This is a genomic window from Sphingobium sp. FW305-3-2-15-F-TSA7, from assembly GCF_058787155.1.
Genome location: NZ_JBYSZM010000012.1, coordinates 112,571 through 125,930, shown reverse-complemented (window position 1 = coordinate 125,930; position 13,360 = coordinate 112,571). Strand labels below are relative to the sequence as shown.

Genomic DNA, 13,360 nt, shown 5'->3' with positions numbered 1-13,360 from the left:
ATCTATTTTCAGAATGACTCCATGCTCGATCCCCGTCTCCTCCGCGCCTTCGTCACCATCGCCGACACCGGCAGCTTCACGCTGGCCGCGGCGCGGCTGCACATGACCCAGTCGACGATCAGCCAGCAGCTCGGCCGGCTGGAGCAGGCGGTCGGCCACGAACTCGTCGACCGGACGGCGCGGCCGGTTCGGGCGACGGCATCGGGCGAACGCCTGCTCGGCCATGCCCGCCGCATCCTGGCGCTCCAGCGCGAGGCCGAAACATTGCTGTCGGATCAGGCCGGCACCGCATCGATCCGGATCGGCGTGCCCGACGATATGGTCACCTCGCAGATGAGCCTGATCTTCGCCGCCTTTGCGAAGCGGCATCGCGAGATACGGCTCGACGTCATCACCGGGCTCAGCCGCGATCTCGGCCGGCGTTACCGCGCGGGCGAGTTCGACATCGTCATCGTCAAGGAACCGACCGCCAGCGTCGATCACCATGCCAGTTTTCCCGAAGCGATCGGCTGGTTCGAAAGCGCGGATCGCGATCATGAATGGCCCGATCCGGTGCCGCTGGTCGCCTTTCCGCCGGGCGGCCTCTATCGCGAGGCGATGTTCGAACGGATCGAGCGCGAGCGCCGCCGCTGGTACATCGCCTTTACCGGCAGCAGCCTGAACAATGTGCTCGTCGCGGTCGAGGCCGGGCTCGGCCTGTCGCTCGTGCCGACCTTTACGGTTGCGGGCTACCGGATCCGGCCTTGCCCGGCGCTGGGGCCGGAGCCGGCGATGGTGGTTTCGCTCTATGCCTGGGAAAGGACCGGCCAGCGCGGCGAACTCGTCGAACATATGGCGGCCGCGCTCGCCGATCGGTTCGAGGCGTCGCTTCGGACGACCTCATGAATTCAACGGCGGATTCCGGCGCTGCGTTTTCCGGGGCGCGGAATCCCCGATAAGAAATTATTTTCAATGGATATTTTTGAAGATGGTTTCGGCCCGTCCACGCATTGACATTGTCATGGTTATAATGTGAACTTGCCGGACTCGTGGTGATGAGCGGACATGGGGCGCCCGGCGGCGGCCTGACAGGCTCGAATCCCGTTCCGTTTCCTATAGGAATTTCGCTCATGCATTCTGACTATTCCGGCTCCGGACTTCGGAAGCGGTTCGGCGACGATGTGATCCTCACCGATATGATCTTCGTCTACGAACCGCCGATCGGGAACGGCGCCGATCTGTTCGACCGCTATGCCGAGGCCGGGTTCGATTTCATCCAGTGCCACCCGGCGGGCGACGATCACAACATCACCCAGGCGATCCAGCGCATCGCGCGGATGCGTCGGCAGGTCTGGTCGCGGCGCGACATGTGCAGCCTGGTCGAAAGCGTCGAGGATATCCGGCGCGCGAAGCGCGAGGGCAAGCTGGCGGTGGGGATCCAGCTCGAGGGGTTCCGATGCCTGGAACGCGATCTGGACATGGTCGATCTCTATTATGCCGTTGGCGTGCGGCTGTGCCACCCGGTGTTCAACATCACCAACTCGATCGGCGGCGGCTGCGCCGACGGCAGCGATATCGGCCTGACCCGCTTCGGCCGCCGCGTGATCGAGCGGATGAACGAAGTCGGCATGATCGTCGACGGCGCGCATGCCGGGCATCGCACGCAGCTCGACATGCTGGAGGTGTCGACGGCGCCGGTGATGTTCTCGCATCACGGCGTCGCCAGCCTCTATCCGCATGTCCGCAACATCGCCGACGACGTGATCCGTGGCTGCGCGGCGCGCGCCGGCGTCGTCGGGATCACCGGCGCCGGCTATTATCTGGGGGGGCAGCCGACCCCCGAATTGCTGTTCCGCCACATGGATCATGTCGTGCAGATGGTCGGCCCCGATCATCTGGGGCTGGGTCTCGACTGGACCGCAGACAATGAACGTCTCGAACAGGCTTTCGCGGCCGCCCCCGATGTCTGGGGCCCGCTCGATCTGTGGCAGCCGATCGCCTTTTGCCCGCCCGGCTTTCTGGGGCCGACCGTCGAACTGATGGACCGCGCCGGCTATGGCGAGGCGGCGATCGCCGCGATCGTCGGCGGCAACTGGATGCGCGTCGCGACCGAAATCTGGAATTAGAGCATTTTCGAGTTGACCGTTTACAGTCAACGGCTCGGAAAATGCGACCGCGAAAGACCAGAGCGTTTCCGCTCATCGTGGAAACGCTCTAGCCCGGCGGGATCATAATCCGCAACGGTCCCCCAATAATTGTAATCGCCAAAGCGATGGATAAGCAGGGATGATCCCTCGTCAGCCAGTCCGCCCATTCGGGTGATGGGCGGCCGATCGATGAGGGATGGATATGGACCGGAAATATCTTTTGGGCGTGGCCGCTCTGATGGCCGCGTCGCAGGCGAATGCGCACGAGATCTGGCTGGAACAGGATGCGTCCGGGCCGGCCAGGGTCTTTCTCGGCGAGCCCGATTACCCCGTGCCGCCGGGCGGGGACAAGGAATTCCCCCGCCTCAAGGCGCCCCTGGTCTTTCGCGACGATCCGGCAAAGGCCGCCACATTGACGCGCCGCGCCGATCATCTCGAGGCGGCGGTGTCGGGCACGGGGGATATCAGGCTGCGCGATGCCGCGATCTTCGATCCGGAACGCGGTGAGGACGGCAGCTACAGTGCGCGGATCTATTATGCCAAAGCGGGCCGGGCCGAGACCCGGGCGGTGCTCGACTTCGAAATCGTCCCGCAGCGATCCGGTGCGAACGATTTCCAGATCATGTTCAAGGGCGCGCCCGCGCCGCGCGAGGGCGTCAGGATTATCCGCCCGGATGGCTGGCTGAAGAATATCAAATCGGACGATGCCGGCCGGTTCGCGGTGCCGGCCGAGCCGGGCGGCCGATATCTGATCTATGTCGATCATGACGAAAAGACCGACATGCTTCAGGGGACGATGCGGGTGTCGAAGGTCACCCATGTCGCGACGCTCACCTTCGTCCAGCCCTGAGCAGCACGGCGCCGCGGGCGCCGGCCATGGCATCGGCCCGGACGGCACCCGCACGCGCGACATGGCCGGCGGCCCCATAGCGAGACACTGCGTTGGCAGATCATTTTCAGCGATGGCTTTCAGGGGGCCGGGGACGCCGGGCTCCCGTTCGCACGGTCGGCGCATGGTGCGCCGGCAACCGGCGGCTGGGCCTCGGCCTGGCTGCCGCGATACTCGGCCTGTATCCGTCGATCGCCTGCGCGCAGGGCTCGGATGCCCCCGTCACCTGGCGGCTGAGCAGTATCGCCGATGGTTGGGCCGCGATCGACAATGGCGCCCGGCGCAACATCGCGGCGCTCAACAAGATCGACGCGGCGATCACCATCGACGGGCACGCCGCCGGCATCGGATGGCTGAGCGCCCATGCAAGCTATTTCCATATCGTCGGCCATGGCCCCAGCGAGCGGCTGGTCGGTGACGGGCACGGCATCGACAATGCCGAAAGCGACCCCGACCACCGGCTGTTCGAAGCATGGGTGGAGGCAAGGCTCGCGCCCAACGCATCGATGCGTATGGGGCTGATGGATCTGAATGCGCAGTTCGACGCCATCGATACCGCATCGCTCTTCCTCAACGGCGGGCACGGCATGGGCACCGAATTCGCGGCGAGCGGAGTCAACGGCCCCTCCACCTATCCGGCCACCGGGCTCGGCATCAGCGGCACCGCGACCTGGTCGGGCCTGACGCTTCAGGCCGCGGTCGTCGACGGCGCGCCGGATGCGACCGCCCATGGCGGCCTCGCGATGCGTCTGCGCGGGCGGGATGGCGCGCTGATCGTTGGCCAGGCGCGCTACGCCTTCGGTCGGGATGGCCCCTCGCTCGGGCTCGGCGTCTATCGATATAGCCGTGCGCCCGCCCCGACACCGGACACCGTGACGAGGCGCCAGGGCGGCGGCATCTATGCGACGGCCGAATTGCCGGCTGTCCGGGGGCTTGCCGGCTGGCTCCGTATCGGCTTCGCCGATGCGGCGATTTCGGACGTGCGCCACCAGATCAGCGGCGGCATCGTCCGCCACGCACCGTTTCCGGGACGGGCGGACGACAGGGTGGGGCTGGCGGTGAGCACGATCGGTGTCCGTCCCGACGGACCCGGTCGGATCGGCTATGCGCGGCGTGAAACCAATGTCGAACTGACTTATCATCTTGCATTGAGCGAGACCGTCAGCCTTCAGCCGGACGTGCAATATATCCTGCGGCCGGCCTATGATCCCGACTCCAAAAGCGCGTTGCTGGCCGGTCTGCGCCTGACCGTCTCGTTCGGAAGCCAGAGTCGATGAAACGCAGACTGTTGACGATCCACCGCTATGTGTCGCTGTCGCTCGCGCTGTTCTGGATCATCCAGGCGCTGACGGGCACCATTCTCATCTATGCCCGGACCGCCGACGACATGGCGATGGGCGCCTCGGCGCGCGCCGTCTCCTCGGCCGCCGTCGATCGCACGATCGCGGCGATCGGCCGCTCGGGTGCCACCGTCCACGAATATTTCGTCAGCGGCGGCGTGCCGGGGCAGATCGATATCCTGGTCGAGGATCGCGCCGAAGGGTTCCGGGTCTGGCGCGTGGACGGGGCGAGCGGCGCCGTCCAGCGCGTGAGCGCGTGGAACGGGCCCTGGTGGAAGCTTTCGCTCGCGCGCGGGGCATTGCTCCTCCACAAATCCCTGCTCGCGGGCGCCACGGGACGGATCATCGTCATCGCGAGCGCCGCCATGCTGTTCGTCAACATCCTGATCGCGCTGAAACTGGCCTGGCCGATGAAACGGCGATGGCGTTCCGCACTCGTACCGGCCCGCGCCGGCAATGCCGTGGTCAGAAGCTTCTCCTGGCACAGGGCGCTCGGATTATGGGTGTTGCCCTTCGGCCTCGTCATCACGCTGACCGGGCTCGGGCTGTCCTTCATCCCGACGCTCGAACAGCTGACGGCAAGCCGGGCCGCGTTGCCGCCGCAATGCCGGACCGCCACCGCCGGGCCGATGCCCGCTTTGTCGTCCGCCCGGGCGCTGGAAAGCGCAAGGCAGGTCTTCCCCGATGCCGGTCTGGTCGTCGTTTCGCTGCCGCGTGCGGACCGGCACTGCTATGTGCTGCAGATGCGGCAGCCCACGGAATGGCGGCGCATATTCGGCACCAGCCGCGTCTATGTGGACGCGCGATCCTATGATGTCATCGGCCGTTGGGATGCGACGGCAGCGGGCCTTCCCGCCAGGGCGGTGGTCGCGCTCTATACCATCCATACCGGCGAATGGGGCGGCAGCGCCGGCCGCTTCGCCACTTTGGTGATGGGCGCCGGCCTGCTCGCGACGATCATGCTCGGGCTCTGGCTCTGGTGGTCGCGGCGGCGCGCGCGCGGCGCGTCCGCCCGATCGGGCCGACAGCCCTCCGCCCGATCCTGATCAGGCTCGCGAGCGATCGGTCCGATGATGAGCCCATCATCCCGTTGTCGAGACAGGATCTGCGCCAGCAGCAAGCTTTCTCCTCCGCGTCTCCGCGCCTCCGCGTGAACCTGCCAATCCGGAAGCGCTGCCAGGCGATGACAGTTCACGCGGAGGCGCGGAGACGCGGAGGATCGTTCTCAAATGGCGGAAGTGGGGCAAAGTCGCGTCGTGCCAGCACGCCCGCTTTGCTCGACAATTAGGGGGCGGCTTCCAAAAATTGTGATCGACTCGACTGCCTGCTCGGGATCATCATCACCCATGAATTTCGCAGTGATCGAAATAGAGTTCGAGTAAAAATTCAATTCTATCGAAATCCACATGCGTTCCATAAAAAAACAGGGGGTGTGAAATGGAAAAGATCAAGACCATGGCCTTTCGATCTGCAATGGCGGCGATCTGCTGCTCGGCTTCGTCAATGGCAATAGCGCAGGTGGAGTCGCAGGGTGCGCAATCGAACGAGGAAATTGTTGTCACCGCCGATCGGCGCAACAGTTTCGGTCAGGATTATCTGCAGGCCGGTGCGTTTCGCGATGCGCGCATCATCGATACGCCGCTGACCGTCTCGGTCCTCAGCCGCGAATTGCTCGATGCGCAGCAGGCGGGCAGCATCATGGATGCGGCGCGCAACACCGCCGGCGTCACCCAGTCGCAGCTCAACAGCACGATCTACAGCAATCTCTCCATTCGCGGCATCGCCGTCGACAACCTGACCAACTTCCGGTTCAACGGCATCCTGCCGATCATCAACTTCATCGACATGCCGATCGAGAGCAAGGATCGTGTCGAGATCCTGAAGGGGGCCGCCGGCCTCTATTACGGGTTCGCCTCGCCATCGGGCATCGTCAATCTCGTCTCGTCCCGCGCGACCGCCGATCCCGTCAACAAGGTCGATGTCAGCGGCAATCTCCACGGCTCCTTTGGCGGCCATGTCGATATCGGCCGGCGATGGGGCGATGTCGGGCTGCGCGTGAACGCGGCCGCCAATTCGCTCGAAACCGGCGTCGATCGCACGACCGGCCGGCGTTTCTTCACGTCCGCGGCTTTCGACTGGTCGGTCACCGACCGGCTGACCTTGCAGCTCGACGCCGAATATATCGACAAGTCGATCACCGAGGCGACCGAACTGGTCCTGCCCGCCGCCGTCAACGGCGTGGTCACCGTGCCGCCGCTGCAAAAGGCGTCGAAGAATGTCGGTGCCACCTGGCTGCTGTCCGAGGGTTATGAGTACAACCTGCTCGCCCGCCTGAAATACACGATCTCCGACGATTGGAGCGTCACCTTCGGCACGGGCGAATCCTATCTCAAGCGCGACCGCCGCTATTCGTCCTTCTCCGGCTATAATCTCGCGACGGGCAACGGCACGCTCGGTCTCGCGCTCACCCATGGCAATGATTATCGCGCGCGGATCGTGCGTGGCGACGTGGCGGGCGTCATCCAGACCGGACCGATCAAGCATAATCTGCTGATCGGAGCGTCCTATTACACCCGCGCCAGCAACATCCCCGCCGCGACCCGCTACACATTCGCGCAGAATCTCTACGATCCCATCGTCATTCCGGAACAGCCGACGCCGGCGCGCACGATCACGAGCATTTCGCGCGTCAAGGAAAGCGCGGTGTTCATCTTCGATCGCGCCAGCGTCGGGGAATGGCTGAATCTCATCGTCGGTTATCGCAAGACCGATTATGAGGATCGCAGCCTGACGGCCATCTACAAGGCCAGCCCGGATTCCTGGTCGTACGGCGCGCTGGTCAAGCCGATGCGCTGGCTCAGCATCTACGGAAATTATATCGAAGGGCTCGAATCGGGCGGCATCGTCCCGCAGATCGCGACCAATGCCGGGCAGGTCCTGCCGGCCGCGCTCAGCAAGCAGCGCGAGTTCGGCGTGAAGCTCGAACCCATGCGCGGCTTCCTGATCACCGGCGCCTATTTCGATATCGACCGGACATCGGCCTATCTGAATGCCGCGAACCTGTTCGTCCAGGATGGCCAGGCCAGCTTCAAGGGCTTCGAATTCAGCGGCAGCGGCAATATCGGGCCCAACCTGTCCCTGTCGGTCAGCGGCGTGTTCCTCGATGCCGTGCAGAGAACCGGCAGCGCGGCCGTGGTCGGCAATGTGATCGAGAACACCTCGAAGTTCAGCGGTTCGATCTTCGCCGAATATCGCATCGAGGCGCTGGATGGGCTGCGGGTCTCCGCGGGCATGTTCCGGGTCGGGCGTCGCGCCGCCAATGCCGCGAATACCGCCTTCGTCAAAGGCTATACGACCTTCGACCTCGGCCTGCGCTACGAGACCGAGATCGCCGGACATCCGACCTCGTTCCGCCTCTATGGCGAGAATGTCGGCGGCCGCGAATATTGGGCGGCCACCGGGTCGAGCCTGCTGCAACAGGGCGTACCGAGGACGGTGAAGGTCTCGGTCGCGACCTCCTTCTGACGGCCATGGCCAGATCCGGCTCCGATGATGACCCCCGACCGTCCCCGACACGCAATACGATCGACATCCATCGTCGGGGACGCCGTCATGAAACGAGGATATAAATGAAGTTCGATGTCATCGTCGTCGGAGGGGGCTTTGCCGGTGCCTCGACCGCCTATTTCCTGGCACGGTCCGCATCGGTGCTCCTGATCGAGCGGGAGCCGGCGCTCGGCACCCAGAGTTCGGGGCGCTCGGCCGAGCAGTTCACCGTCGGCATCGCCGCGGATCTGATGCGCAATCTCGGGGCGGCCAGCCGGTCGTTCTTCGATACGCCGCCGGCGGAATTCGGCGAGGAATCACTGCTTTCGCCGCGAGGCTGCCTCACTGTCGGTGCGGCGGAGCATCGCGCTCGCCTCGACATGCTCTCGCAGCGCCTGGCATCGGCCCGCGCGGAGGCGCGGCCGCTTTCGGGGGTTGAGGCGCTGGCATTGTTTCCGGCGCTTCGTCCGGACGGTGTCGAGCTCGGCATCTATGAACCCGGCGCTGCCGACATCGACAGCAACAGGCTGTTGCAGGGCTATGTCCGCAGCGCGCGCAGCCATGGCGCCGAGATCCTTCTCGACGCACCGGTCTCGTCGATCGATCGCCGGAATGGCCGGTGGATCGTGACCACGGGCAAGGGGGCGTTCGAGGCGCCGGTCATCGTCAATGCCGGCGGCGCCTGGGTCGATCAGATCGCGGCGATGGCGGGCGTCGCGCCCATCGGCATCCGGCCGATGCGGCGAACCGCCTTCACTTTCGCGGCGCCGGCCGGGCTGACGGTCGATGCCTGGCCGCATGTCTTCAAGGTCGATCGACAATGGTATCTGAAGCCTGAGACCGGTCGGTTCATGGGCAGCCTGGCCGACGAAGTGCTGTCGCCGCCGAGCGACGTCTATCCCGACGATCTGGATGTCGCCCAAGCGATCGAGAATATCGCGGCGGATACGACGCTCGCCATCGGGCGCCCGATGAGCAGCTGGGCGGGACTGCGCAACTTCCTTGCCGACCGCAATCCGGTCGGCGGCGCGCGCGCCGACGATCCCTCTTTCGTCTGGGTGGCCGGGCAGGGAGGATGCGGCGTGCTGACCTCCCCGGCGCTCGGGCAGGCGGCGGCCGCCGCGGCGCTGGGGCAGGCGCTGCCCGACGCGCTGCGCGAATTCGGGATCGATGCCGCAGCCCTTTCGCCCGACCGGCTCACCGCCGCTCCGTGACGGGCGGGCGCGTCCAGACACCATGATCTTTTCGGGAATCCACAATGACTTCGACCTACAGGCCAACCGCCATTCCACGCACGCGCATCACATCGGGCAGCGAATTCGAGCGTATCTATAATTACAGCCGCGCCGTGCTCGTCGGAAATCATCTGATGATCTCCGGAACCACCGGTTACGACTATGCCACGAGCACGCTTGCCGACGGCCCCGTCGAGCAGACCGAGCAGCTGATCCGCAATGTGGAGGCCGCGCTCGCCCAGGTCGGCGGCACGCTCGCCGATATCGTCCGGGTCCGCATGTATCTCGCTTATGCCGAAGATTATGACGCGATCATGGAGGCCTATGCCCGGGCCTTTGAGGGGATCTGTCCCGCCTGCACGACGGTCGAGGCGAAGCTGTTCGATCCCGCCATGCGCATCGAGATGGACATGGACGCGATTGTCGATGTCCGCCCTTAATCTCAGGCCGCATACCCCGGACGACGTGCTCGCCCGGATCGGGAACCGCGCCTGGGCGCTGCCCGATCGCGCCGACGCCATCATCATCGGCGGCGGCATCATGGGGATCGCGACCGCCTATTATCTGGCGCAGGCCGGCGTGAAGGCGGTGGTGATCGAAAAGGATCGCGTCGCATCGCAGCAGTCGGGCCGCAATTGGGGGTTCGTGCGCACGCAATATCGCGACCCCGCCGAAATGCCGCTGGCGCTGGAGGCGCTGCGCATCTGGCCCGGGCTCGAGGCCGAACTCGGCACACCGCTCGGCTGGAGAGCCACGGGCTGCCTGTTCGCTGCGGCCGACGATGCCGAATATGGCGCTTTCGAAGCTTGGCTCCGCCAGTTGGGTACGAACGCGACCTCGTCGCGTCTCCTCAGTGCCGGCGAAACCGCCCGGCTGTTGCCGTCGCTCAATCGGCCCGCGGTGGGCGCGCTGTACACGCCCGACGACGGCCAGGCCGAACCGGGACAGGCGACCATGGCCTTTGCCCGCGCGGCCCGGGCGGCGGGCGTCGAGATATTGGAGGATTGCGGCGCGATCGGCATCGATGTCGCGGCGGGCCGCGTCGCTGGCGTCCAGACCGAACATGGCCTGATCCGCAGCGATGTCGTGATCTGCGCCGCGGGTGCGATTTCCCACCATCTGCTGCGGCCCTTGGGGCTGCTGCTGCCGCAAAAGACGGTCCGCAACACCGTGTCGCTGACCACCCCGGTGCCGCCGCTTGCACAGCCCTGTTTCTGCGGCTTCGGGCTCGGCCTGCGGCAACGCGCCGACGGATCGTGCATCATCGCCGCGGAATCGACGTCGGACGTCGACGTGACCTTGGGCTCACTGCACAATGCGCGCTATTTCCTGTCCAGTTTCCTGGCGAACTGGCGTACCTTCCGGTTGAGCATCGGCCGACCCTTGCTCGACGATCTGCACGGCCTGATCGTGCGGAAACGCGAAGAGCGGCTGATCGAACCGCGCCGGCCCTTCCTGGCCCCCAATGAGAAGCGGGCCGGCAAGATGCGCGACCTGCTCAGGCAGCTTTTCGCGGGCGCTGAGACTGTGGAGATCGAGCGATCCTGGGCCGGCGCGATCGACGTGCTGCCCGATGCCCTGCCGGTCGTCGACGGCGCGACGGGCGTGTCGGGCCTGGTCGTGGCGACCGGTTTCTCCGGGCATGGTTTCGGCCTTGCGCCGGCGGTCGGCCGCACCGTCGCCGCGATCGCGGCCGGACGGGCGTCGCCGCTCGATCTTTCGGCATTCCGTCTCGATCGTTTCGAACGGGGCACTTTCGGCCAGCCCCACGCGCCGCTTTGAGGAGTCCGTCATGACCATTGCCGATCACGCGCATTACCGGTCGATCGCGTCGCGATTGTCGATGGCGGGCCGCGCATTCATCGATGGCGCCTGGAGCGACGGGCCCGCGCTTTTCGAAACCGTGAACCCGGCGACCGGTCGGGCCTTCGCGACGGTGGCCCATTGCGGCGACGCCGAGGTGGATGGCGCGGTGCGCGCCGCCCGGCGCAGCGTGCGCGACGGTGTCTGGGGACGGCAGCCGCCCGAATATCGCAAGGCCATATTGCTGCGGCTTGCCGATCTCATCCGGCACAATGCCGAGGATCTCGCGGTCCTCGAAAGCCTCGACAGCGGCAAGCCGATCCGGGACTGCCTGAAGGAGATCGGCGAGGAAGTCCCGTCCTGCTTCCAATGGTATGCCGAACTGATCGACAAGAGTTTCGGCAAGGTCGCCCCGACCGGCGAAAATGTGTGGGCGATGATCATCAAGGAACCGGTCGGCGTCGTCGGGCTGGTCCTGCCCTGGAATTTCCCGCTGCTGATGGCGGCGTGGAAACTCGCGCCGGCGCTGGCCGCGGGCTGCTCGGTGGTGGTGAAGCCGGCGGAGCAGACGTCGCTCACCGCATTGCGCCTCGCCGAATTGGCGGCCGAAGCGGGCGTGCCGGCGGGTGTGCTCAACGTCGTTCCGGGATTTGGCGAGACCACGGGCGCCGCGATCGGGCGCCATCCCGACGTCGATGCCGTGTCCTTCACCGGATCCACCGAGGTCGGCCGCCATTTCCTGCGCTATGCCGCCGATACGAATCTGAAGACCGTCGGGCTCGAAATGGGCGGCAAGAGCCCGTTCATCATCCTCGACGATGCGCCCTTGTCCGACGATCTGATCGAGAATGCGGCGATGTCCGCTTTCTGGAACGCCGGCCAGAATTGTTCGGCCAATATGCGCCAGATCGTCGGCGGCGGGCTTCACGACGCATTCGTGGATGCGGTGGCGCAGCGTGCCGATGCGATCGTGATCGGCGATCCGCTCGATCCGGCGACGGAAATGGGGCCGCTGGTGTCGGAGGAACATCGGGCTAATGTCCGGCGCCATCTCGATATCGGCCGGCGCGAAGGCGCTGTGGTGACGCTCGATCGTGCCGATCAGGGCCGGGACGGCTGGTTCATGGGGCCGACCGTCCTTGCCGGATTGACGCCGGCGATGACGCTCGCGCGCGAAGAGATATTCGGCCCGGTATTGGGGATTCTGAAGGTCGATGGTCTCGACGAGGCCGTGCGTGTCGCCAATGACAGCGATTACGGCTTGCATGCCACCATCTACACGCGCGACATCGACGCCGCGATGCACGTCGCCAATCGCCTGGAATGCGGTACGGTGGCGATCAACGGCTTCACCGAGGGTGACATGAAGACCCCGTTCGGCGGCTATAAGCGATCCGGTTCTCTCGCCCGCGACAAGGGCGTGGAGGCGCTGGATCAGTATCTGCACAGCAAGACCATCTGGATCACCAACACGCAATATTGACGATCCCTTTCACAGCAGGGCTGCCACCATGTCCCGTCGCCTTCCATCCGTGAACGCACTGAAATGCTTCGAAGTCGTTGCGGCGCAGATGAGCATCCGCAAGGCCGCGGCGGCGCTGCGCGTGAGCGAGAGCGCGGTCAGCCGCCAGGTCCGGATATTGGAACAGCAGCTCGGCATCACCCTGTTCCAGCGCGGCCATAACGGCCTGGAGATCACGCCGGAGGGCCGGATCCTGGCGTCGAGCACAAAGGACGCATTCGACCAGATCGCCCGCACCATCGAGAGTTTCCATCGCGATCAGGACGTCGTCGAGATCCGGGTGTTGCCGAGCTTCGCGCTGCGCTGGCTCTATCCCCGGCTGCGGACCTTCCAGGATCAGCATCCGCTGGTGAAGGTGATGATCCACACGCGCTGGCACGACATGATCTCCAGCGACAACGACGCCGAACTCGGCATCCGCTACGGCCTGGGCAATTGGCGCAGCGAGGACGTGACCGAGCTTTATGCCGAGCGGCTCGTGCCGGTCTGCGCACCCGATTATCTGTCCGGGCGCGAGCTGCGCTCGGTCGAGGATCTGCGCGGCGCGACCTTGCTGCATTCCCAGCCCGACCATCAGGATTGGAAGATCTGGGCGCTCGGCTGGGAAGGCGGCGAGATCGACACCGATCAGGGCCTCGATTTCGATGTGCTCGACATGGCGCTGCGCGCGGCAGAGGCGGGCTTCGGCATCACGATGAGCGATCAGCTGCTCGCATATGACGCGGTGCAGGCCGGGCAGCTGACGATGGCATCGCGTCGCGTCGTCGCCAGCGGGACGTCCTATTATCTCGTGCGTCCGGCCAATCTCAATGCACGGCGCCAGGTGCGCCTGTTCCATGAATGGATCTGCGACGAGATGAGCAGCGCGCGTCGGTTGCTCGAGGCCGGCGGCCGTTGAG

General features: G+C 65.5%; 11 protein-coding genes. All 11 read left to right on the top strand.

The features are described from left to right. The first annotated feature begins 21 nt into the window (after nt 1-21). The 11 genes from AC3WN8_RS11850 to AC3WN8_RS11800 all read left to right on the top strand — a co-directional run bounded on the left by AC3WN8_RS11850 (nt 22) and on the right by AC3WN8_RS11800 (nt 13,359). The gene (locus tag AC3WN8_RS11850; RefSeq protein ID WP_492669626.1) at nt 22-885 is read left to right on the top strand and encodes a LysR family transcriptional regulator; all 864 of its coding nucleotides are present in this window, start codon (nt 22-24) and stop codon (nt 883-885) included. Nucleotides 886-1,109: 224 nt separating this feature from the next. Continuing rightward, nucleotides 1,110-2,105, top strand: coding sequence for a dipeptidase (locus tag AC3WN8_RS11845; protein ID WP_492669625.1), 996 nt, complete (start codon nt 1,110-1,112; stop codon nt 2,103-2,105). A 223-nt stretch (nt 2,106-2,328) separates the two neighbouring features. Next, nucleotides 2,329-2,976 (top strand): DUF4198 domain-containing protein, encoded by a 648-nt coding sequence (locus tag AC3WN8_RS11840; protein WP_492669624.1) that lies wholly within the window; start codon nt 2,329-2,331, stop codon nt 2,974-2,976. A 92-nt stretch (nt 2,977-3,068) separates the two neighbouring features. Beyond that, nucleotides 3,069-4,292, top strand: a complete 1,224-nt coding sequence (locus tag AC3WN8_RS11835; protein WP_492669623.1) for a carbohydrate porin — start codon at nt 3,069-3,071, stop codon at nt 4,290-4,292. Then, nucleotides 4,289-5,401: a PepSY-associated TM helix domain-containing protein gene (locus AC3WN8_RS11830; RefSeq protein ID WP_492669622.1), complete on the top strand. Its 1,113-nt coding sequence runs from the start codon at nt 4,289-4,291 to the stop codon at nt 5,399-5,401. The genes AC3WN8_RS11835 and AC3WN8_RS11830 overlap by 4 nt, the downstream gene beginning before the upstream one ends. 457 nt (nt 5,402-5,858) lie before the next feature. Continuing rightward, nucleotides 5,859-7,880, top strand: coding sequence for a TonB-dependent siderophore receptor (locus AC3WN8_RS11825; RefSeq protein ID WP_492669621.1), 2,022 nt, complete (start codon nt 5,859-5,861; stop codon nt 7,878-7,880). A 104-nt stretch (nt 7,881-7,984) separates the two neighbouring features. After that, complete coding sequence (locus AC3WN8_RS11820; protein ID WP_492669620.1) at nt 7,985-9,115, top strand: NAD(P)/FAD-dependent oxidoreductase; 1,131 nt, start codon at nt 7,985-7,987, stop codon at nt 9,113-9,115. 44 nt (nt 9,116-9,159) lie between these two features. Then, nucleotides 9,160-9,576, top strand: coding sequence for a RidA family protein (locus AC3WN8_RS11815; RefSeq protein ID WP_492669619.1), 417 nt, complete (start codon nt 9,160-9,162; stop codon nt 9,574-9,576). Beyond that, nucleotides 9,563-10,918 (top strand): NAD(P)/FAD-dependent oxidoreductase, encoded by a 1,356-nt coding sequence (locus tag AC3WN8_RS11810; protein WP_492669618.1) that lies wholly within the window; start codon nt 9,563-9,565, stop codon nt 10,916-10,918. The genes AC3WN8_RS11815 and AC3WN8_RS11810 overlap by 14 nt, the downstream gene beginning before the upstream one ends. Before the next feature lie 10 nt (nt 10,919-10,928). Continuing rightward, entirely contained in the window at nt 10,929-12,422 is a 1,494-nt protein-coding gene (locus AC3WN8_RS11805) for an aldehyde dehydrogenase (protein WP_492669617.1), read from the top strand. 28 nt (nt 12,423-12,450) lie between these two features. Then, nucleotides 12,451-13,359 (top strand): LysR substrate-binding domain-containing protein, encoded by a 909-nt coding sequence (locus AC3WN8_RS11800; protein ID WP_492669616.1) that lies wholly within the window; start codon nt 12,451-12,453, stop codon nt 13,357-13,359. Nucleotide 13,360: the final 1 nt, after the last annotated feature.